19 protein-coding genes and 1 tRNA gene are annotated in these 23,208 nt (G+C 48.2%); 18 read left to right on the top strand and 2 right to left on the bottom strand.

What is annotated here, in order from left to right; translation table 11 throughout:
* The first annotated feature begins 70 nt into the window (after window positions 1-70).
* From VLX91_06360 to VLX91_06420, 13 genes are all read left to right on the top strand, one after another.
* Window positions 71-2,791, top strand: a complete 2,721-nt coding sequence (locus VLX91_06360) for a pitrilysin family protein (protein ID HUI29822.1) — start codon at window positions 71-73, stop codon at window positions 2,789-2,791.
* An 82-nt stretch (window positions 2,792-2,873) separates the two neighbouring features.
* Window positions 2,874-3,638, top strand: a complete 765-nt coding sequence (locus VLX91_06365; protein HUI29823.1) for an acyl-ACP thioesterase domain-containing protein — start codon at window positions 2,874-2,876, stop codon at window positions 3,636-3,638.
* Complete coding sequence (locus tag VLX91_06370; GenBank protein HUI29824.1) at window positions 3,631-5,073, top strand: hypothetical protein; 1,443 nt, start codon at window positions 3,631-3,633, stop codon at window positions 5,071-5,073. The genes VLX91_06365 and VLX91_06370 overlap by 8 nt, the downstream gene beginning before the upstream one ends.
* 60 nt (window positions 5,074-5,133) lie before the next feature.
* Window positions 5,134-6,372: an MFS transporter gene (locus VLX91_06375; GenBank protein ID HUI29825.1), complete on the top strand. Its 1,239-nt coding sequence runs from the start codon at window positions 5,134-5,136 to the stop codon at window positions 6,370-6,372.
* A gap of 173 nt (window positions 6,373-6,545) precedes the next feature.
* Entirely contained in the window at window positions 6,546-7,721 is a 1,176-nt protein-coding gene (locus tag VLX91_06380) for a T9SS type A sorting domain-containing protein (protein ID HUI29826.1), read from the top strand.
* Between the two features lie 15 nt (window positions 7,722-7,736).
* Entirely contained in the window at window positions 7,737-8,285 is a 549-nt protein-coding gene (locus tag VLX91_06385; GenBank protein HUI29827.1) for a DUF1697 domain-containing protein, read from the top strand.
* Between the two features lie 36 nt (window positions 8,286-8,321).
* Window positions 8,322-8,915, top strand: coding sequence for a J domain-containing protein (locus tag VLX91_06390; protein ID HUI29828.1), 594 nt, complete (start codon window positions 8,322-8,324; stop codon window positions 8,913-8,915).
* A 9-nt stretch (window positions 8,916-8,924) separates the two neighbouring features.
* Window positions 8,925-9,131: a YwbE family protein gene (locus VLX91_06395; protein HUI29829.1), complete on the top strand. Its 207-nt coding sequence runs from the start codon at window positions 8,925-8,927 to the stop codon at window positions 9,129-9,131.
* Window positions 9,132-9,155: 24 nt separating this feature from the next.
* Window positions 9,156-10,394 (top strand): T9SS type A sorting domain-containing protein, encoded by a 1,239-nt coding sequence (locus VLX91_06400; protein HUI29830.1) that lies wholly within the window; start codon window positions 9,156-9,158, stop codon window positions 10,392-10,394.
* Between the two features lie 258 nt (window positions 10,395-10,652).
* Complete coding sequence (locus tag VLX91_06405; protein HUI29831.1) at window positions 10,653-12,113, top strand: aminoacyl-histidine dipeptidase; 1,461 nt, start codon at window positions 10,653-10,655, stop codon at window positions 12,111-12,113.
* A 147-nt stretch (window positions 12,114-12,260) separates the two neighbouring features.
* Window positions 12,261-12,707, top strand: a complete 447-nt coding sequence (locus VLX91_06410; protein HUI29832.1) for a hypothetical protein — start codon at window positions 12,261-12,263, stop codon at window positions 12,705-12,707.
* The gene (locus VLX91_06415; GenBank protein HUI29833.1) at window positions 12,688-12,861 is read left to right on the top strand and encodes a hypothetical protein; all 174 of its coding nucleotides are present in this window, start codon (window positions 12,688-12,690) and stop codon (window positions 12,859-12,861) included. The genes VLX91_06410 and VLX91_06415 overlap by 20 nt, the downstream gene beginning before the upstream one ends.
* A 39-nt stretch (window positions 12,862-12,900) precedes the next feature.
* A complete protein-coding gene (locus tag VLX91_06420) occupies window positions 12,901-13,263 on the top strand; it encodes a hypothetical protein (protein HUI29834.1) in 363 nt (120 codons plus the stop codon).
* A gap of 101 nt (window positions 13,264-13,364) precedes the next feature.
* On the opposite strand, the gene VLX91_06425 is transcribed toward VLX91_06420, so the two are convergent.
* Window positions 13,365-15,563, bottom strand: a complete 2,199-nt coding sequence (locus VLX91_06425; GenBank protein ID HUI29835.1) for a S46 family peptidase — start codon at window positions 15,561-15,563, stop codon at window positions 13,365-13,367.
* Window positions 15,564-15,831: 268 nt separating this feature from the next.
* Between VLX91_06425 and VLX91_06430 the strand changes: the two genes are divergently transcribed.
* Together VLX91_06430 and VLX91_06435 are read left to right on the top strand one after the other, a co-directional pair.
* Window positions 15,832-16,842: a hypothetical protein gene (locus VLX91_06430; GenBank protein HUI29836.1), complete on the top strand. Its 1,011-nt coding sequence runs from the start codon at window positions 15,832-15,834 to the stop codon at window positions 16,840-16,842.
* 56 nt (window positions 16,843-16,898) lie between these two features.
* On the top strand, window positions 16,899-17,663 hold the full coding sequence (locus VLX91_06435; protein ID HUI29837.1) for a glycerophosphodiester phosphodiesterase family protein: 765 nt from the start codon (window positions 16,899-16,901) through the stop codon (window positions 17,661-17,663).
* A gap of 46 nt (window positions 17,664-17,709) precedes the next feature.
* Here the strand turns inward: VLX91_06435 and thiL are convergent, their stop codons facing one another.
* A complete protein-coding gene (gene thiL, locus VLX91_06440) occupies window positions 17,710-18,879 on the bottom strand; it encodes a thiamine-phosphate kinase (GenBank protein HUI29838.1) in 1,170 nt (389 codons plus the stop codon).
* A 56-nt stretch (window positions 18,880-18,935) separates the two neighbouring features.
* Here thiL and VLX91_06445 point away from each other — a divergent pair, with 56 nt between their 5' ends.
* The 3 genes from VLX91_06445 (at window position 18,936) to tig (ending at window position 23,205) form a co-directional block, all read left to right on the top strand.
* Complete coding sequence (locus tag VLX91_06445; GenBank protein ID HUI29839.1) at window positions 18,936-21,536, top strand: CARDB domain-containing protein; 2,601 nt, start codon at window positions 18,936-18,938, stop codon at window positions 21,534-21,536.
* Window positions 21,537-21,656: 120 nt separating this feature from the next.
* Window positions 21,657-21,738, top strand: a tRNA-Leu gene (locus VLX91_06450).
* Window positions 21,739-21,918: 180 nt separating this feature from the next.
* On the top strand, window positions 21,919-23,205 hold the full coding sequence (tig, locus tag VLX91_06455; GenBank protein ID HUI29840.1) for a trigger factor: 1,287 nt from the start codon (window positions 21,919-21,921) through the stop codon (window positions 23,203-23,205).
* The last annotated feature ends 3 nt before the right edge of the window (window positions 23,206-23,208 follow it).

The following is a 23,208-nucleotide window of genomic DNA, read 5'->3' on the forward strand; positions in this document are numbered from 1 at the left end:
CCAAACTAAAATTGTAGACAATAGATCGTGACCATCGGTAGGCGGCACGTCTAAAACAACGGGAGTAAAAATGGGAAAGGTCAGTAATATCCAGTTTTCAGTCGTAAATCGAAAATTCTTATTTCTGTTGATCACTGCTGTTGTTTGGGAAATTGCATTGTGTTTTGCGAAACCAACAGATGCGAGTGCTGCCAAGGCGGCGGATTCGGAGAATGTTCTCCGTGCCACGTTGAAGAACGGACTTCGTGTCGTTATCGTCAGGAATCCGCTGGCGCCTGTAGCGACCACGGAAATTAACTATCTGGTTGGTTCGGACGAAGCTCCCGAAGGATTTCCCGGAACCGCACATGCGCTCGAGCACATGATGTTCCGCGGAAGCCCGGGGCTTTCGGCTTCTCAGCTTGCCGACATTTCTGCTGTGATGGGCGGCGATAATAATGCGGATACCCAGCAGATGGTCACACAATATTTTTTCACGGTGCCGTCTGAGGATTTGGATGTCGCTCTTCATATTGAGGCAATCCGGATGAAAGGGATCTTGGGCACCGACAGTCTCTGGGATAAAGAACGCGGTGCAATAGAGCAGGAAGTCGCGCAGGATTTATCTAATCCGCAATATCTGCTTTTTACAAAGCTCCTCGATGCGATGTTTCATGGTACGCCGTACGCGCATGATGCACTCGGCACGCGAGCGTCGTTCGACAGTACGACCGGCGGAACGCTGGAAGAATTCCATTCGAAGTGGTATGTTCCTAATAATGCCGTGCTGGTCATAGCCGGCGATGTCGATCCGCAAAAATCATTGGACGAAGTTAAGGAGCTCTTCGGGAATATTCCTTCCGGCAATTTGCCTCCAAAGCCCGTTTTCAATTTCACCGAAGTCAAGTCAGACACCTTGAGGATGCCTACTGACCTGCCGTACGGTTTTGCAGTAATTGCGTATCGATTCCCGGGCACTGAGAGTCCTGATTACGCTGCGGCTCAAGTTCTTTCCGATGTTCTGAGCAACCAGCGTGGAAAATTATATTCGCTCGTCCCGGAAGGGAAAGCCTTGTTTGCAGACTTTGAGTACTATCCGCTTCCGAAGTCGGGGATTGGTTTCGCTATCGCGGGATTCCCGAAGGGATATGACTCAAACGCTCTCTTGAAAGATATCAGCGATGTGGTGGCACAGGAGTTAAAAAACGGAGTTTCTCCTGATTTCGTCGAGGCATCCAAGCGGCACGAGATTTCCGATGCCGAGTTCAGCAAGAATTCTATCTCCGGACTCGCCTCCGATTGGTCGGATGCTGTGGCTGTCGAAGGACGACAATCGCCCGACGATGATCTGGATGCGATGAGGAAAGTCTCGGTCGAAGACGTCAACCGCATTGCCAGGACTTATATTGATTCGACTCACGCCTTGATCGCAGTGTTGACGCCGCAATCATCCGGGAACCCGATATCTTCGAGTGGTTTTGGCGGTGCCGAATCTTTTGCGCCGAAGGAGACGAAAGAAGTCGAGCTTCCTTCATGGGCCGAGAATGCGGTCGGAAAACTTGCGATACCGCACTCGACAATCGAGCCGGTCGTCGATACGCTCCCGAACGGGATGAAGCTGATAATCCAACCTGAATCGATAAGCAACACTGTGACTATTCTTGGCGGCATAAAAAGCAACCCGCAGCTTCAACAACCAGACGGCAAAGATGGTGAAGCGGAGATTCTCAACCGGTTGTTCGAATACGGCTCGACGACTCTCGATCGAGTGGCATTTCAGAAGGCGCTTGACGATATCGGCGCAGATGAATCTGCCGGCTCGAGCTTCTCTCTCCGGGTTCTCGGCAATAATTTTCGGAGAGGTGTCCAGCTCCTTGCCGATAATGAGCTTCATCCGGGGCTACCTGAAAAAGCATTCAAGGTAATACAGCGAGAAACTGCCAGGACGGTCGCCGGACAGCTGGAGAGCCCGGACTATTTGACGTCAAAAGCAATTCGCACTGCCATTCTTCCGAAAGGGGATCCTGCACTTAGAGAGACGACGCCTTTGACTGTTGATTCGGCCAGTATCCATGATGTGAAGGATTACTGTGCGCGGGTCTTCCGTCCGGACATGACGACCATGGTTGTTATCGGCAATGTAAACGCCGACACCGCAAGGGAAATCATCTGGAATTATTTTAAGGAGTGGACAGCATCCGGGCCGAAGCCTGGAACAGATCTGTCGTCTGTACCATTAAGCAGGCCTTCCACGACGGAGGTGCCTGACGTGAGCCGTGTTCAGGACAGAGTCTATCTATCCGAAACGCTTGGAATAACCAGATCGAATCCGGATTATTACGCTTTGCAGCTGGGCAACCATGTCCTTGGCGGAGGATTTTATGCAACGAGATTTTACCACGATCTGCGCGAGAATGAAGGATTGGTTTATTATGTCGGCTCGAGTTTCAACATTTCAAAGACTCGAGGGAGCTACCAGGTGAGCTACGCTTGCGATCCGGACAAGGTCTCGCAAGCACGGTCGATAATTGTGCGTGATCTGAAACAGATGCAGGATACTCTGGTTACCTCGAAAGAATTGAGCCAGGCAAAGGCACTGCTGCTGCGCGAGATCCCGCTCTCCGAATCGAGCGAGAATAGTGTCGCACGCGGCTTGCTAAGCCGTGCCATGGATGGTCTTCCTTTGGATGAGCCGATTCTTGCGGCGCAGCGGTATCTGAAGTTGAGCGAAGAGGATGTTAAGTCGGCATTTGCAAAGTGGATCCGTCCTGATGACCTGGCACAGGTAACGGAAGGACCCGCTCCGAAGTAAAAATAAACTACCAGCAAAATTGTAAATGAAACGGCCGCATGTTGCGGCCGCTCTGGTTGCCTCAGTAAATTCTTCACGTAAAATGGAAAACGATAATAATGCAATTCACAAGCAGACCTTTCGCCTCCACTCCTACGAAGTAGATCAGCGCGGGGTTGCAAGACCTGACATACTTTTATCTTTCATGCTCGACAGCGCATGGGGACACACCAGGGATACTGAATTCAGCTACTCCGAGTTGAACGACGAAGGCCAGCTTTGGGTGCTGTCGCGCTTCCTCGCGGTGTTCCATGATCTGCCGAAGTGGGACGATGAGATAACGGTCGAAACATGGGGAAAGGGAACGGACAAAATTTTCGGGCTGAGGGATTTCATGGTTTGTTCTCAATCGGAAAAAAAATTCCTCTCTGCAACATCGGCCTGGCTGATTATAGACAGGAAAACCTCCCGCATCCAGAGGATTGATGCGCTTGACAGAAAATTTCCGACGCAGCTTTACCGGGACGAAATAGAGACCAAGTTGGAAAAAATAGAGACACGGGATGCAGATAAAACCGATTTCAAACACGTCGTGCGTTCTTCGGATCTTGATGTGAATAGGCACGTCAACTCGTCAAAGTATCTGCTGTGGATGCTGGACAGTTTTCCGGCTGAATATTCTGAGAAAAAAAATCTAAAATCTTTCGAGATCAATTTCTTATCGGAAGCAAAACTTTACGATGAGATATATGTCTCCAGCATGCGGGACGAGTCGGTCTTAAGCGGCGGCGAAAATTTTTATTGTGAAGTGAGGCGCGAAAGCGGCGACGCGGAATTGTGCCGGGCCAGGATCGTGTGGAATGATTAGATTAATCGTCTTCTCGTATGTCGTGTCTTTCGTTTGTTCGGCGCAGGCGAATGTCTTGTCAAATCAAGATGCCGAGCGTTTCATCCGCCATCTCGCGGCGAACAGCGACTCACTGAAAGCCGACGCAGATCCGGCAGAATACCGGTTGTCCGGGCGGCTAGGGATCAAATATATTGGAGTGAAAAACAAATTTCTCATCTCTTACGAACTACGGAGTGATATCATTCAGGATATCGAGAGCGGAAATTACAAATACCGAATCGATTCACTCGATACTCAATTCTCTCGTCTAAGTATTATCATACCGGGCAAGAATATTCAGCAAGACTACTGTTTCAGAAACGGCAAGCTCGTATCGCCGCTTGCCTATTACTCGAGGAATTGGAAACGCATCGATAGCCGGTATTTTGTCTTTATCGTGGATGATACAAACGCCTGCAACTCGTATTCAATTGCCGTCCTCGATGCGTTTGTAAAGAGAATTGCCAACAAACTGAGATTTGGAAGCGATGCCTTTGAACGACTTAGACGCGAGAAAATCTATTACTATATCTGTAAAGACCAGGACGAGATCGAGAAGTTGACCGGATTCAAGACCCGCGGCATTTACAATCTTGCGTATGATTGTATCATCAGCACCTACACCTGTCATTACCATGAACTTCTGCACCTTCTCATGAATTACAGATTGGGAGTTCTTCCGCTCTACACGAGTCCGTTTTTACAGGAGGGGTTTGCGGTTGCCTTCGGCGGCCGCGGCGGTCTGGACCCTGATGTCGTTCTCGAGGCCGGCCTTTATCTGGAACAGTCAGGCATGATGGACTTCTCGCAGCTGCTGACAAGGCGGGAGTTCATGGAGAACGATGCGAGTCTGACTTATCCGGTCAGCGGACTGTATTCGAAGTTCCTTTTTGAAAAGCTGGGAGCTACCGGCTACATAAATCTCTACAGGAAATGTTCGGGTGCGGAGCTCCAGGTTGACACGATGCGAATCGACACGAGTGACCTGCCGTCATCAAGAGAATATGCGGATTTTATGAGGAAGGAGATTTCAAGAAATATTATCGAAGTAAAATTGCCCGCGAATTTCGAATTAACTCAAGGATCGGATATCGCCGAGGATTCTTCGAGATTCTATTTCCGCGTCAGGGATACGCTGCTGATAGCCGTTAACGGCCAGCCTGCAATTTTTTATTCGAAGAAATTTGCGGAATTGTTTCCTTCCAGAAAATATCGGGGCGAGAAATACGCAATCATAGTGAATCCTTCTGAAGTTTTGGTCTACAATTTATTCACGGGAAATTTAATTGCCTCCTATGTCGAGTCTTTTGCGTTGCCTCCGCTTGTCGTACCGAACAGGGATGGTTATTTCTATTTTTCAATATTTAAGAGAGTGTTCGATGAAGGAATGACCGAGTGGAGATCTCATTCATGATGGAAAAAGTCGGAGCAGGATTGTACCTCCTCGTCGCCGTACTGGAATAATTTCTCTGTGGTGCCGATCTTAGATAATACCGATCCGTATGCCACTCTGAAGTTGTGGGACTTCAGACTGTTTGTCCTGGCGCGGTTTGTGATGACGTTCGCCGTACAAATGCAGTCGGTGATAGTCGGGTGGCAGATTTATGAATTGACGCACGACCCTCTCTCGCTTGGATTAATCGGACTTTCTGAAGCGATTCCAGTTTTGGGGATTGCTCTTTTTGCCGGTCATCTTGCCGATGTCGTGAGCAGAAAAAAAATAATCGTAATTTGCAGTTCGGCTTATGTTATTTGCGCCTCCTCGCTCTTCCTCGTCTCCACCGAGTTTCGTGAGATCCTGGTGCAGCACGGAACACTTCCTATTTACGTCATCATCTTCCTTGCCGGCCTCACGCGCGGATTGATGTCTCCGGCTCAGGCTGCATTTTCAGCGCAGCTTGTTCCGCGTGAGCTGTTTGGAAATGCTTCGACATGGGGAAGCGTCTCATGGCAGGTAGCCGACGTTGTAGGTCCCGCGGTCGGCGGGTTGATTTACGGTTTCGTGGGCGTCGGGAGCGCGTATGGAATGGTAGTTGCGACGAGTATTGCAGGTCTTTTTCTTTTTCTGGCCATCAAGGATAAGCCGATGCCTGAGCGTAGGCGCGGCGAATCGATTCTGCAAAGTCTTTCCGAGGGGATAAAGTTCGTGTTCCATGATCAGGTGATTTTAAGCGCAATATCGCTCGACATGTTTGCAGTTTTTTTCGGCGGGGCAGTCGCCGTGCTCCCGATCTTCGCGGATCAGGTGATGCACATTGGCGCAAAGGGATTGGGTTTTCTGCGGGCCGCTCCGGCAATCGGTGCCATCGTTATGTCGGTTATTCAGGCGAATTATCCTGTCTTCAAACAGGCCGGACGCAATCTGCTCCGATGCGTGTTCGGATTCGGACTCATGGTGATCTTCTTCGCGCTGTCGAGGAATTTTTATCTGTCGTTAGTGATCTTGATGCTCGGCGGAGCGTTCGATAATGTCAGCGTGATCGTCAGGTGGACCATCATCCAGCTGTACACCCCCGATGCCGTGCGGGGACGCGTATCGGCCGTCAACGGGATTTTCCTCGGTGCATCGAATGAGCTTGGCTCGTTTGAGTCCGGCGTCGCCGCAAAGCTGATGGGACTGATCCCATCCGTGATTTTCGGCGGAAGCATGACGCTTCTGGTTGTGGCTGCCGTGCGAACGTTTGCACCAAAGCTGAGGAAATTACGACTATGATTTCGTCCTGATAAGGGGCCGGGTTTTGTTTACAGTGAATCAAGAAAATGGCACGAAGTTGAAATTGATTGCGGGGAAGAATAATTTTAATGGAAATCAAGAATAGACTGTGTTCTTGGAAAATGCGAGGCCGGTCTTGCTTTGTGGAATTGTCGCAGAACAGGAGGCGTAAATTGAAAATTCGTAATACCTTGTTCATTGTTTCGGTTTTGATTAGTGCAATCGCTTCTATCGAAGCCAGGGCTCAAACGGCGGACGAAATATATCGAAAGTTCTCAAAGAGCTATCACACGTACAACGGTGTGACACTCCCATTCTACTTTTTCGTACCAGCAGGCTACAATTCTGCTTCGAAGTATCCTCTTGTTCTTTGTTTGCATGGAGCCGGAGAGAGAGGCGATGACTCGACTGCCGTGGAGAAAAATAGCATGGCGACGGTCTGGGCGCAGGACACAAACCAGATTAAGTGGCCATGTTTTATACTTGTGCCACAATGCCCGATCACCGGATCGTGGGTGTATTTGTATGGCCCCGGCTCCTACAGCACGAACGCTATACCCATCAGCGCGGAGTTGCTTAACGTCCTCGATATCATGGATTCATTGATCGGAAGATATTCAGTCGATACAAACAGAGTTTATGTCACAGGTCTCTCCATGGGCGGATTCGGAACGTGGGATTTGATAGTGCGGTTTCCGGATAAATTTGCCGCCGCAGTTCCGATGTCGGGAGCTGGAGATACGTCGAAAGCTGAAGTGATAAAAGATATCCCGGTTTGGGATTTTCATGGTGCGCTGGACGGCACCGTTCCCGTCTCGGGCTCGCGGGAAATGATGCATTCACTTGAAGAGGTCGGAGACGAAGTGGTTTACACCAATTGTGGAAACGGAAGTTGCACCGGACTTTCCGATAGTGCGGTTGCGGCGAAGATACAAAATGGCGCCAGGCATTTGTACACCGAGTATCAGTATGGCTCTCACACAATCTGGGATGTGGCTTACAACGATCCATTTCTCCTGCCGTGGGTCTTTTCTCAGTCGAAAGCGGACAGACCGAATGCGATTCGAAATCCCGCGACAATTCCGGACAAAGTCAGCCTGTCTCAAAATTATCCCAATCCATTCAACCCAACGACAGAGATCGACTATCGGCTGTCAACTGGCTGCCGTGTAACTTTAAAACTCTATGATGTGCTCGGAAGAGAGATCAGGACTTTGGTGGACCAGAGGGAGAACGCAGGCAGTTATACCGTTGAGTTCGACGCGAGCCAATTGTCGACCGGAGTTTATTTGGTAATATTGCGCGCGAATGGATATCTTGCCGTCCGCAAGATCAGCCTCATCAAATGAAGCTCTAGAGCCTCCATGCCTGTTTACATTTCACTCTTGCGTGGAATAAACGTCGGCGGGAACAAAATCATTCTGATGGATGACCTGGCGGAGCTTTTCGAAAAGTTGGAGTTCTCGGAAGTAAGAACATATATCCAGAGTGGAAACGTGGTGTTCGCCTATCGAAAGAAGACAGCGTCACAGTTGGAAGAAATGATAAAGGCTGCGGTCAAAACTCAATTTAAATTTGACATCGAAGTTCTTGTATTGAATCTCGAGGACCTTGGTGACATCATCGAAGAAAATCCATTCAAAGGAAATAAGCCAAAGGCAGGTGAGCGGATTTATCTTACAATTTTGTCGCAGACTCCTTTGAGTGAGAAGGTCGCAGAACTTCGCAAGATAAAAAGTCCGAATGATGACTTCGAAATCATCGGAAGAACGGTTTATGTCCTGTGTCGGAAGGGATATGCAAAGTCGGTTTTCAACAACAATTCCATCGAGAAAACCTTGAAGGTCCTTGCCACAAGCAGAAATCTTGAGACGATGAAGAAACTGGTAGAGATTGGAAAAGCAATTGACTAAATTTGAAATTCAAGATTTAGAGTTCAAAATTTGAGAATGACCTGGCAGGAAGCTTTCCGCATACTGGAACTTTCCAATCCTAAGACGCTCGAAGAAGTGCGTGAGGCGTACAACGTTCAGGCGAAGGCGTGGCATCCGGACCGTTTCGAGGGCGACACGAAGATGCAGCGAATCGGAACCGCGAAGCTGAAACTAATAAACGAGGCATTCAAGCTCGTGAAAGAAAATTGGGATCGTCGAGGTTCGTTTCACAGTTCATATGAGTTTCCGAAGGCTCTGGAGCCGGCTCGACGCGGCAAATCTAAGGTGCCGTCCACTGGAACGGGCCCGAGAGATTTGGTCACGGTGTCGGAGAATGACACAGTGCTGGCGAAAAAAACAAATATCACCGTCGGCGCAAAAAGGGTGCACGAGTATTTAGGCGATGCTGTGATCACCGTGATCTTTCCAGATCATCGCAGCCGCGAACTCAAAATGAAAGTCGGCGACGCTGCGACGGTCGACTTCGGAAAATCTGCGAAGTTCGAGATCCGTCTGCTCCAGGTTCGCCACGTGTACAAGTCGCGCCGTGGTATGCCGTTCCCGCTGTTCTATCCTGCGGCGGATCTGGCGGTGACAAAAATTGGTTGAGGTGACTGCTTGAACGGCACAAAACGATCCGACGTAAAGCCAGGCATGAAGGTGGCAATCGTTCTGAAACAAGACCAGCGCACCGGCAAACTGACGGAGGGAATTGTAAAAGATATCCTCACTAACTCGCCGATTCATCCGCGCGGAATCAAAGTCAGACTGGAAACAGGCGAAGTCGGAAGGGTGAGGAGAATTGACGGAGAAAATCGGGATTAAACGAATTTTTTCATTCTTCACTTCATGACTACTGGAATAAGAGTTCTCGTTATTTTGTCTCTGAATGTTCTCAATGTGAAATTCTCATTCGCACAGCTCGATACGTTGATCTCTTATGATGTAAGGACCCAACAGATTACCGTCTTGCCTTGTGTTGCTCCGGATTCGGTAATAAAGTTCGACTCCACCGGCTGTTTCTATGGTACCGTCCCGGGTTTCAGTCCGCTCGATACGAGTGAACCAACGAATACTTACATGAATTCCGGCTCTACGGATTATACTCCGGCACATCTTTTCTTCCCTGTGTCGAACTATCCGCTTAGGGCTGCTGTGAAATTGTTCAGATACGCGAAAGACACTCTTTCGCAGGAGTGTTCCGGGATGATGGTTGAAAAAGATTTGGTGTTGACATCAGCGCACTGTTTGCATTACTATTTCAGATCCAACGACACGGCATCTTTTCAGGATAGTATGCTCGTTGTTCCGGCATATGACGATGGTGAGATAAATCCGGAGTTTGGCGAGAGCGTGAGTGAGTCTTACATCTTGCCGAAGGCGGATCTTGTTTTTCCTTTGGAGGAGGATATTGCGCTGATAAAGTTACGAGACCCGATAGGAATCAAAACAGGATGGATCGGGATTGCGTTGCCAGCTAACGACAGCATCTTCAAAGGTATGGTATTGCATCAATTCAGTTATCCTGGTGTCCCCGATCCTTTCGACTCTACAAAGGTGTTTAATGGTGATACAATGTACTACAATTATGGGGCCCCGACTCTTGTTAATTCTATATACCTGGGCTACGTTGGATTCTATGGCGTACCGGGCCAGAGTGGATCCTCTATCTTCTACACCGACAACATAAATTATTATTCGTTCGGAGTGGCGCAGTACGCGGCGGACGCAGAACACTATCGCATAGACAGAAATATTTTTTATGCCTTCAAGAACATTATCGACCAAGAGGGGACTTCAGTGAAGGCGCCGCCGTCGGCAGCGACCGACTACGTGTTGTACAATGCCTATCCAAATCCTTTCAATCCCGCTACCAACATCTCGTTCAGTGTCCCGAGAATGGGCCACGTGACTTTGACCGTTTATGATATTCTCGGAAGGACCGTGACAAAACTTGTTGATGAAATGAAGCGTCCCGGCAAGTACATCGTTCGGTTCGATGCTTCCGGTCTCGCGAGCGGCGTTTACTTCTACCGCATTGAATCGGAGGGATTTCATGAGACGAAGAAAATGCTATTCCTCAAGTAGCATCGTTCTGTACCTCGCGTGAGCGAGCCCTGAACGAGTCAATTGGATTTTTTTCCGGAATCTGTTTCCCGGTCGGTTGCTTCTCTCACTTCTATATTATAGATTCCATCAGTCCCGCCTACGGGATCTTCGATATGATGGAGCAGACAGAGCATTTGGTGGTCGTCCTTCGGGACTTAACGGAGAGTTTTTCAGTTTTGATTTTCATTCAAGATTTACAATTCACAATTTAACATTCTCCAAAAGGGAGTTGATTCCATGAACGAAACGGTCATTCAGGGTCTGAAACCGGAAAGAATCTGGCATTATTTTAACCAAATAAGTGAGATTCCGCGCGGCTCGAAAAACGAAAAGGCAGTACTCGAGTATATCAAGAAAACCACCCAAGAGATGGGTCTCAAGTCGAAGCAGGACAAAGTAGGAAATGTTGTCGTCACAAAGCCGGCAAGTCCGGGAAAAGAAAACTCGACGACCATCGTTCTTCAGGTTCACACCGATATGGTCTGCGAAAAGAACCGCGATGTCCAGCATGACTTCCTGAAGGACGGGATCAAATTTCACAGGGAAGGAAACTACATCAAAGCCGACGGAACTACACTCGGCTCTGATGACGGCATCGGCGTCGCGGCGCTCCTCGCACTCCTTGAAGACAAGTCGCTGGTGCACGGACCCATTGAAGGACTCTTCACGATAGACGAAGAAACGGGACTGACCGGAGCAAATTTCATTGCGCCGGGTTTCATCACTGGAAAGATCATGATGAATTTAGACTCCGAGGATGAAGGCGTACTTTACATCGGCTGCGCCGGCGGAGAAGATACGACGATTGCCGTTCCTGCGAAGAAGAAGGCTGTCACCGGAAAAGTTGCTGTTCTGAATGTGATGATACGCGGATTGAAAGGCGGGCATTCCGGAGTCGATATCCATCTTGGAAGAGCCAACGCTTTGAAACTTTTAACACGCACTCTGCTGGCCATCGACGCGAAAACCAAAATGAAGCTCGTTTCTCTCGAGGGTGGAAGCAAGCACAATGCAATTCCACGCGAAGCGGATGCAACTGTCGTTGTTCCGCCAGCGGATGAGAAAAAAGTCAGGAAGATCGCCGCCGAATGCGAGAAGACTTTCCTGAACGCATTCAAGTCCGTGGATCCGGACGTCAGAGTCGTCGTGGAAGAAGGCAAAAAAGCAAAACAATCGTTCGACGACGTGACCAAGAAAAAGGTTCTCGGAATGCTCGCCGCGCTGCCGCACGGTGTTATCAGAATGAGCAGCGATATCCCGGATTTGGTCGAAACCTCTACCAACGTGGCCGTGATGAGAACGGAGCGCAACGGCGTTACAGTCGTGACAAGTCAGAGGAGCTCGATCGAATCGGAGAAAGAAATGATCGCTGGACAGGTTGCCGCCGTCGGACAGCTGGCCGGCGCCAAGATCAAAGTGAGCGACGGTTATCCGGGCTGGCAGCCGGATGTGAGTTCTGCCGTTCTCATGAAAGGGAAAGAGGTTTATAAAAGTCTTTTCGGCAAAGAGCCCGCGGTAAAAGCAATACACGCCGGCCTTGAATGCGGTATCATAAACGATAGAGTCGGCGGCGGTGTCGATACCATCTCATTCGGTCCGACGATCATCGGTCCTCATTCGCCTGACGAGAAAGTTGAGATCGGTAGCGTCGAGAAGTTTTATAAATTCCTGGTGGCTATGGTGCAGGCTGTCGCGTAGAATTCCAGAAGTGCGTTACGCTCGGCCGCCGTCCGCTATTGACTGTTTAAGATCAGACGGCTAATTTACTGCGTCAGAAAATCACGGCGTGATTGAGTAGCACAACCTCATTCTTGTTATTTGAAATTCAAATAGGGAGTTGTTGCTATGAAAAAAATCGGGCTGTTTTTTCTTCTCGCGATTTCATCGGGAATTCTCATTACCTGCTCCGATAAGTCATCGGATCCGGGGAAACAGCAGGTCAAGACCTCGCTCACCCAAGTTGGAGGCTGTGGGTCGCACCAGCTGGGGAAGGTTTCCATGTGGGATTCTTGCTTCACATATCAATTCGACCAAAATCTCGAAGTAAATTTCTTCCTGTCCGGAAACTGTTGCCCGGACTCGAACAGGTTCCTTCTCTCTAACAGGATCAGCAACGATACAATTTTTGTCGTCGCGATGGATACGGCCGCTCAGGTTTGCAACTGTGTTTGCAACTACACGATCAACGCGAAATTTGAAAATCTTTCCCTGTCGCATTACGTCTTCTATTGTACGCGGGCAGACGACAGCAATAGAGTATACTATGCTAAGGATGTTTATAGAAGCAAATGATGAAAGGGAGAAGGGATGTGCCGTGAAAGCAAGCGGATATTTGGAATCGGCGTCGGCGATGCTTGTCTGCACTTTCTTATTCGGATGTGGAGGAACAAAGATAGTCGATGCGGGGAGCAACTCGGGGAGAATAATTTATTCTAATTCTTTTTAGTCGGCTGCGGACACAGTAGGGTGGACAGGATCCGGCAGCATGCAATTTAGGAACGTTGCTCCTTCAGGCGGAGGGAAACAATCGCTTTTCGTTTCGGGTGGATGCATCGTGCCGCACGCACAATATAAAATCGGGAAGATATCGCAAGATGGTCACTATGTCCTTCGGTGCTGGGGGAAAAATCTTGGCGTTGGCGGCGTGGTTATTCTGGGTGGATCGCAAAATGCTTTCGAGGGAGGCGGAATCTATATAAACGTTGGTGACACCAGCTGGACGCTCTATCAGTCTGCAGACACTTTGTTTTGTCCAGCCGATTCAAGTCTTTGGCTTACGATGATCTCCGGCGGATTTGTCGAGAGTGCCATGCTGGTTGACGAGGTCCGGGTAGTGAAAATGAATTAAAAATAACCTTGTCAGGATTTTCCCGAAGATACCCTTTGGACTGTAAATCTCGACAAGGTTAGTGAATATCCTGTTTCTCTCCGCTGACTTCCTAATTACTATTACTGAATCTTACCGTCCTTTATTTCATTTACGAGTCTGTCTGCGTGGTAAATGTACTTCAGCGCTTCGGGTATAGCGTCTGAATGAACCGCGACCGAACGATTGTACGTGTCGACATAGATGAAATCGCCGGGGAGGCTCTCGATGTTTCCATCAAATATTAACCCGACGACCTGCAGCTCCTTGTTCAGCACCGGGCTGCCCGAGTTGCCGCCTATGATGTCATTTGTCGCGACGAAATCGAGCGGTGTACTCAGATTGAAATCAACAGGAGGATTCTGCCAGTTGCCCGGCAAACTCCAGGGATATTTCTTCCCGAATGAATAATACCTGTCATACATTCCGTAGTAAGTGGTATTTGTCGGAGCGATTGTACCATTATATTCGTATCCCTTCACGACCCCGTCGGCGATTCTCAGCGTGAACGTTGCATCTGGCGGAATCGTAGCCCCATAGACGTCAAACAGCGCTCTTCCGAGGAGTTGCACCTTCGCCCCTTCTTCTGCGGTCAGATGGCTGTATTTCGAACTCAAATCTCCTATGGCTTGCTGCGACTCGACTATGAATTGAATGAAAGGATCGGAAGATGTCAATATTCTATTCGGATCGCCGCTCAACAGCTTGGCAACGCTTGCGCTATCGCTGATTTCAGTTGACCCTTCAAGAAAGTCCGCTGCCTCCTCCGGTGTTCTCCCGCCGAGGAGTTTGTTGAGGGGTTCGCTGGTGGTTCCTAGAACACTCTGCATCAACTTCAATTGAAATGCGAGAATCATTTTTTCCAACTCGGGGTTGAAATCGGACGGGAAAAATTTTGATTTCATCTCTTCTAATGCAGCGCCTTGATAACCGCCCGGCCTGCTCGAATCCGGCATCTTCATGTTATTTGCGTATTGAACCAATCGTGTCGCAAGCGATAAATATTGTGACCTGCCGAAACCCGTAGTGTTATAGGCGTTAACGTCCGCAAACAGGTTTGCCTTCTCCATTTGAACAGCGGAAATATCATTCCACACCGAGCCGTATTTTGCCGCAAGCGAAGGATTTGCCATGACTTTTTCTTTAAATTCTTTTTCGAATGCTTTTTTCCTCGCCATCAAATATGGGTCTCGAAGACCGCTGAGATAACCGTTTATTGCCTTCAGCGAATTTGAATTAAAAAACAATTGGGTTTCATATTTCACCTTTTTGTCGGGATGATCCATGATATACTTGTCGTAGATATCGTAATTCCCCTGCAGCAAATTTATAATGAACGGATATGAGTAATCACGATTGAATTCGAGCTGGGAGACCGTCAGGAGCCTGCTTGTCCTGCCGGGATTCCCTACTACAAAAACAGGTTCTCCTTCTTTTGCGCCATCCTTGCTCCACTTGAAATAATGGCCGGCCTTCAACGGTTTGTCGTGGTCGTAAATCCTGAAGAGCGAGAAATCGACGTCATATCGCGGATACGTGAAATTATCAGGGTCGCCCCCGAAATATGCGACGATCATCTGCGGTGCAAAAACCAATCTCACATCCGTGTATCGTTTATATCCATATAAAGAATATTTTCCGCCGTTGAAAAAATTCACGACCTGGAAAATCATCGAATCTGCGGGCTGATCTTTTTTGTACTGCGTCCAATAATCCTTCTGAATTCTCTTAATTTCCTCAGTCCTGTCGGCGATTTTTTCTTCATCCGTCTTTCCCCTCTCGAACGCAGCTTGAACGTCGGTCGTGACATCCTTTATCAGGACAAGCTGGTCTGCATACATGCCATCGACTTTTCTTTCGTCGTTCAAAGTGGGTGCATAGAACCCGCTGTCGGGAAGATCTTCACCGGGTTTGTTGACTTTGTCAAGTGCGGTTCTTGCGCAATGATGATTTGTGAGCACGAGGCCGTCTTCCGATATGAATGAAGCTGTACAGCCTGACAGTCTGAGTGCGCCGAGCCGTGCGTCGTCGAACCAGTCTTGATCCGGAGTAAAGCCGTAAGCTTCCTGGAAATATTGAGCAGGTGGATTGTCAAATGTCCACATTTTCCCAGTGTCGAACCGTCCTGCTTTTACCGTGTCGGGATCAAAATATAGATTTGATGCAGGCAGTGTCGCTTGATACGACGAACAGCCGGCAATCGCAAACAGCATTAGCAAGGCCGACATGCCGCCAGATACGGGAAGACTTTTTCCTATCCGAAAAGTTAGAGCCTGTTTCATATTTGCCTCTTGTTGGTTTGATTTGAGTGAATTTAACTAATGGGGTACGACATTTACCACTGTCGATAATTGCCCTATAAGACGGCAGATCGGCTGGGAGGTTTCCATGGTTCCACAGAAAAATCTGGAATCTCTTCGGTCCTGCAAAGCGTGGCGGCACTTGTGCAACTTCAACAGGGTTTTATTCTATTCAGGCGTTATTGTAAATTCCTTCGACTATTGATATATTTTCCCGTAAACAAGCATATCAAAATATGAGGAGTGCTTTATGAAAACAAAAATCTCTACGAAGTTTTTCGTTCTCACTTTCCTGGTGATTGCGGGTTGTCAGAAGAGCGAGCCGGTTGCCGTTCCCCCTTTGCAGGAGTACAGAGATGGCTCAAATCTTTTTGTCGTAAAAATTCCCTCGACGTGGCAACAGTCCGCTGAGCCGGGGAAGCTGAACATATATAATTCGCAGGACTCATGGAATCGATTTGCAGATCCGACATCGAGTTCGAAATCGGCGGTGAGGATGTACATTTATGCCCAGGAGGCAGGAGCAAAAACACTCGTGGCTGCAGCGGAGGATTTCAAATCTCAATTGAGGCAGGAACAGGCACAAATCGATCCTGATGTGCAGACGACGTTAGCGGGGAGTCCGGCCGTGAAGATTCCGTATTCGTTGAAGCTCGATGCTAACAACACCATATATTCTTATCGCATCATCAGTGTCAACGACAGTATGGAATACGGAGTCGAGTGCCAGGGATTTAACGACGATTTTAAAGATTACACGAATGTATTTGACAGCGTGGCGCTGACCTACAGCATAGTTCCCAAGGCGGTGGCCCAGCAGCAGCTTCCGGAAAACATGATACCGGCGGCGACCATGGCATCATATCAGAACGACTATTTTGTAATCCAGTATCCGGATAATTTTACCGTGACTCCGAAAGGGATGTCGGGCGGTGTATTGGCATCGCTTTCAATTAAGGGCTACCGGGACGATTGCACCATCGTAGCAGACGTTCATGATGCGAAGAACTTGACGGTCGACAAAATCTTTAATCAGGTCAAAGGGAGTTATCCTGCCAGCGCTCGTTCCGTGAAAACAAAGGTTAGCGGTCTCGATGCGTACCAGATCAGCTATTCTCCGTTCAAAGGAATTCAGAGCCGCGCGTACATCGTTGTGAAGAATAATAAATGGATTCGTATAACTCTTAATTGGGCGGAGGAAATGCAGAAAGATTACCTGCCTGCTTTTGAGAAAACCGTCTCAAGTCTAAAGTTAAAATAACGATAGCTAATGGCTCATAGCTCGCGGCTGATAGCCGCGGGCCGTGGGCTGTGAATATGAGCCATTCATTGTTTGGAGACGGTGTAGAATTTTATAACGTCGCGCATCGCGGCTTTTCTGCGATAGCTCCTGAAAATACCATGGTGGCTTTCGAGAAGGGGATGGAAGCGGGGGCCAACATGCTCGAAATGGATGTTATGATGACGGGCGACGGCCAGGTCATCGTGTTCCATGATTATAGGCTTGGAAGAACCACAAACGGGAACGGTCTCGTAAAGAGATCCAATTTCAATCACATCAGGATGCTGGATGCGGGGACCTGGTTCAGTCACAAATACAAAGAGGAGCGAGTGCCACTCCTCGACGAGGTCCTCGAGATGGCGAAGAACCGTATCAGGTTAAACATCGAAATGAAGCATCGACGGCATAATGGAGTGTACGCGCTGGTCGACAAATGTCTGAGGATAGTCGAACACCGGCGGATGGGTGACGATGTCATTTTTTCTTCTTTCAATTTAGAGGCGCTCCGTTATCTTCACTACAAAGCGCCGCATCTTCGTTTTGCACCCCTCTATCGTCACAATTTCAATCCGACCCCGCGTTCGTTCCCGCTGCAATACGGGGCACAGGGAATAGTCCTTAATCATCTGTTCCTCAATCGCACTACAGTTCAACAGTTCCATAACCTCGGCATCAAAGTATTTGTTTATACTGTAAACGGGCTTCGTAAAATTGAGAAGACGATCAGGTTGGGAGTCGATGGCGTAATATCGGATAATCCGGCGGCGGTTGCCTCGGTCACAAGACGAATTATAGGATAAGATTTAATTGCCGGCGTTCAGCCGTTAGGCAGCATCTAAAACGCGGCTACTTGCTATTGGAAGTGAAATGCTGGTATGAAGGGAAACCGACGTATTCGTCCGTCTTTCCATCGACACGCCGTACCGCAACCTTCGTTTGACCCTCTTTCACCCTTCCGATGGCTCTGACATTTCCTTCCAATGAATGCAATTTGGTGAAGTCTTTCTCTGCGATGGTGAAGAGCAGTTCGTAATCTTCTCCTCCTAACAACGCGTAATCTAACGAGTTTTCTCCGAGCTCGTCGGCAACTTTCCGAGTGATTGGATCGATTGGAATTAATTCCTCATCGATCTCAGATGCAAGGCTGCTACCTCCGTGAGTAGAGCTCGCTAGGCATATGTGCATCATATCGGAAATCAGGCCGTCGCTGACATCGATCATTGAATGAACTTTGATTTTTTCAGTTAATGTCCTCGAAAGCATGATCCGGGATTCGGGCAATAAATGTTTTTGGAGTGCGTCATCATACCCTTCAAAGTTGGGTGAGAAGTCTGCGGGCTGGCCGGCTTCGATGTATCTATCTTTTTCGCGCTGAAGAATTCTTAGGCCGGCCTTTGCGCGTCCAAGGTCTCCCGTCACGCAGATTACATCCCCGGCTTTTGCTCCATTTCGAAGTACCTGACGATCGGGCTCAACTTCACCAACCAGAGTAATGCTGATGACGAAACCGATCGGTGAAGCTGAAGTATCACCTCCGGCGATGGTGCAATTGAGTTTCCCAAACTCATTTGCAAGCGACTCGTAAAATTCTTTGATCATTTCTACGCTGATACCGGAATGAATTCCGAGCGAGACGAATGCGGCAACCGGCAGTCCTGACATCGCTGCAATATCGCTCAAGTTCACGAGTGCCGCTTTTTGCCCGAGATGTTTCATCGATGTATATGATAGATCAAAGTGGACAGCTTGTGTCAGAATGTCCGTGGTGACCAAAGTATGTTTGTCCTGCGACGGCTTGATTATCGACGTGTCGTCGCCGATGCCCTGTAGCACGACTGGATTTGAAAACTTTGCGGCTATTGATTTGAATTCATCGATGAGTTTGAATTCTCCGATTTGCGAAAGGGGGGTGAATTTTATTTCCATCTTCCTTGCCAAGAAATTAGTGAAAAGACAGAGTAAATCAAATTGTGCTTCCTTGTTTGTCTTGATCCTGAAGAATACTTTTATAATCATTGACCATGATTTCCATGCTGCTTTTGTCCGAATTTCGGATAAGATCGAAGTACTAGATGAGGAAATTTATCGTCTGCGTTGTTCTCCTTTCGTGGCGCCTTCTTCCGGCTCAACAAAAGGTGTTTAATGTGGAACCCTGGCAGCATCCCGGAGCACCACCGGGATTTGTCGGCGAGAAACACCCTTCGATCCCACGACTGAGCCCTTTTGTGACTCCGATAAGAACGAATGGCACCTCCTACTCCACGACGTTTTATACCTTCAATGACATAGCCGTCTTCTCGTACATTGACAGCACGAGCGTAACAATCACGACGTCGGCGGCCGATACGATTTTAAACAAGACTCTTCGCGCGGACTCATTTGACACCCTCTCGCCGGGCAATGGGATCTACATGGTCACCGCAAACGAGCCGTTTTCGCTTCTGACGGGAGACGCGATCACAAGTTTCGCGAGCGGATATTTTGCGGTAGATGCCAACGGAAGCGGTGTAAGCACTAAGCTGAATACCTGGATGATGAAAAACAGCTCAGATATTGAAGCGCACTTTATTCTTTTTTCTTACGACGGGATTACGCAATTCACCATAAGAGATCTTGGAGCGGGAAATCTCATATACCGGGGGTTTATCGACACTTCGGGCTATTTTGACTTCCCGAACGTTTCATTGCTGGAGGGAAAGGCAATTCAAGTCTCAAGTGATAAGCCGGTGTCCGCTCTCTCGTACAACGACCAGGGATATTACATCCCCAGTGCGAACGGAACCTTCGCCGGGAATTTGTTCTACGGTTTCTCAGGACATCCTTCCGGGTTGGAGAACTCGATTACCCTCACGTCATATTCCGATAGTAATTCGATTGTTATTACGGATTTGTCTAATGGTGATACTATTTTGGTCGATACCCTCAATCACCAGCAGGTGAGAACGCTCGGCGTTTCCGGAGATATATTCTGGAAAGTGGCGTCAAGCGGAACCCTCACTGCCGCTAACATCCCTTTCGAGGAATCCTGGGAAAGAATAACCCCGTACTATTATCAGCTTACCGAAGTTGCGGACTCAACGGGGAAAAACATCGGCACCTCGTTCGTTGTTCCGACAACTGAAACTTATTTATCAATTTTTTCTTACACTGACAACAACCAGGTTCGTATCACGCTGCTCGGCGACATTTCTCATCCATATCAATCGCAAGAACTGATAAAGGACACCATTCTGCAAAATGGGGGAGTACTTGTTATTAGTACTGAGCTTGGGGATAATGTTTATCAAGTTCAGAGTGGCAGCGGCGTTTCCGTTGTGGAGAGTTTTGGGGGTGGGGGCGGAGCATTCGTGCCGATAAGAAACCCGGCGGTGAGCCTCGCTGATTTGGCAATTGCACAGTCCGATATCGTGCCGGATACGACGAATTACCAGGCCGGACAGGACGTGACTTTCAACTTGACGATCCATAATTACGGCTCGATCGCTGCTTCGAATGTTGCAGTTGTTGCTTATGATGGAAATCCTGACCTCGGCGTTGCACCCGTGCTGCTGCGTCAAACCGTTCCGGTAATTACCGCCGGTGACAGCGCGAGATTGTCGTTCTCCATGGTTATACCGCCGGGATGGCAGTACCATTCGATTTACGTCAAGGTCGATCCGAATAATTCCATAAATGAATTGAACAAATCGAATAATGAAGCGTTCAGATACTTGTTGCCGGGCAAATATCTGCAATCGCCCTATGCGGTGTATTTCTCTTCGCCGGGGGCACTCAAATCGCAGGGCGATACTCTTTCCCCGAATCCATTTACGGTCACTGCAGATATATTTAATACCGGAACCACAGACGTTTCCGATCTTAATATCGATGTTTCGGCCAGCGGGATGACCATACTTTCCGGAGCCACAAGTTCAACGATCAATGATTTTTCCGCCGGCGGTCATTTGAATTTCACCTGGAGCTTGCGGGCATATAAAGATTCGACAGGATTCGATTCGCTGACAGTGAACTTATTCCAGCCATTCATAGACACAACCGTAATGAGTGCCGGCATACTTGTGCCAGACACTGTTGCTCCTCCGGTTCCGCAAGGGCTCAACGCGGAAATCGACAGCTCCGGACCGGGCAGGGTGAAGCTGAAATGGACAGCGGATAGCATCCGCGACCTAGCCGGTTACAAAATTTATTATTCGACCGACAGCACTAATCTTCTTGCCGGAACGGCAGCAGCGCAAGGCAGCTCCCCCATCTATACTTCGAATATTGACTCGTTTGTCATATCGCAACTTGTAAGTGAAGCGAACTATTGGTTTGCTCTGTCGGCATATGATTTCTCGGCGAACGAAAGCTCAAGGAGTCAGAGCGTTAAGGTTTTTACCATTACGAGTGTTCATCAAAATCTCCTGCCGAGAACTTTTGCCATTTCACAGAATTACCCGAACCCGTTTAATCCGACGACGATCATCAATTATCAACTCCCATCGATCAGCCATGTCCTACTGAAAGTCTACGATGTGCTTGGCAGAGAAGTGGCGACGCTGGTAGATGAGGTCAAGGCGCCGGGAAAGTACGAGGTCGGATTCAATGGCTCGCGGCTTGCGAGCGGGGTTTATTTCTATCGAATTGTGGCGGGCAATTATATTTCGACAAAAAAGATGCTGATCGTCAAATAACTTCAAATATCGTTTAAAACCGGACAGATTGACCGTTTTCTGGAATGTTGAAGATTCGGGGTGCAAGAATTATATTTTACATTCAAAATCAGTTGCTCCTTTCCGAACCAGGTATTGCGAGGGCACGTGGCGGAATTGGCAGACGCGCTAGCCTTAGGAGCTAGTAGGTCACCCTGTGAGGGTTCGAGTCCCTCCGTGCCCACTAACGAAAGTTAGGCGCCGGAATAAAATATCTTTGATCGCAAATCAATCATTTGCCGACGAAGAAATATTTTGGTGAAATAGACTCGATGCATCGTTGTCGTGAAGGACCTCCTTGAGACGATCTTCACGGATTGGATCCTAGTCGGATGGAACGAAAACTTAGTCAGCAGGAGATAAGGTGGATTACAAAATCATTGACCTCGGCGGATTAAAAAAACAGCTCGAGGTAACTGCAACATTGGAAGATGAAAAAGTCAAGACAAAATTGGAATCTGCATATAATGAATTCCAGCAAAAGGCGGTCATACCCGGTTTTAGAAAGGGGAAAACTCCAATTGAAATTGTCAAGAAAAGATTCGGTGAAGAAATAGAATCGGAATCTTTACCCGAGATAGTTAACGACGTTGTAAAAGAAATATTCGAAAAGGAGAACACGAAAGTTGCCGGTGTGGTCGACTACAACCTTGACTCTAGAAAGTCGGGCGAGCCGCTCCATTTCAGATTGACCTTTGAAGTCGTTCCCGAAATCGAGCCGGCGGGATATAAGGAGATGAGACTTGAGCGCTCGATGTACAAGATTCTTCCACAGAATGTTGAACATGAGTTGATGCATATCCGGGAAGCGAATGCCGAGAAAAAGGAAGTAGAACATCTCGATGATGAAAAAGGGATGGTGACGGTCGATCTTCAGGTAATCGACGCGGGCGGTTTGCCGCTAATCGGACAGCGAAGAGAAAATTATAAAATCGACCTGCGGAGAAAGGCACCGGAATTGGCGGAGATACAGGCTCGGCTGTTGAAAGGCAATAAAGGGGACGAGTTTAACATCGAGCTTGAGACTTTCGACAAGGACGGCAAGCAGGGCGGCAAAAAACCATTCAGGGTATTTGTGAAGACCCTGGAGAAATTTGTGTTGCCCGATCTGACCGATGAATTTGCAAAGAAAATTTCCGGCGGGAAAATGGAGACGCTTGCCGCCTTGAAGGATGACATCGAAAGAGAGCTTGAACATTATTACGAAGACAAGGCCGAAGAGGAACTTCGCGATAGGATCGCAGAGGAGCTATTGAAGACAAATGAATTTGAGATTCCTGAAAGCATGGTTGAAGATTATCTTAATGATTTGATAGCAGAACTGAAGAAACAATCCGGCGACCAGGAAGTCGATGAAGGCTTTGTAAAGGAGCGATATCGAGAGGCCGGGGTAAGGGCAGTGAAGTGGAATCTTCTCGCTGCAGCAATTATCCAGAAGGAAGGATTGAAAGTCGATGAGTCGATTCTCGAGCGGACGGCCGACGACGAATCGACGAAGTACAACATTGACAAGGGCACGCTTATCAAACACTACAGACAATCCGACGACGTCAAAAACAAGTTGTTGTTTAATGAGATGTTTAATTTTATAATTAACAATGCTGAAGTTAAAGTTGTAGAAAAGAATCCGACACACGAACATGAGGACTGATGA

The sequence above is a fragment of the Candidatus Acidiferrales bacterium genome (assembly GCA_035515795.1).
Taxonomy (GTDB): Bacteria; Bacteroidota; Ignavibacteria; order Kryptoniales; family JAKASW01; genus JAKASW01.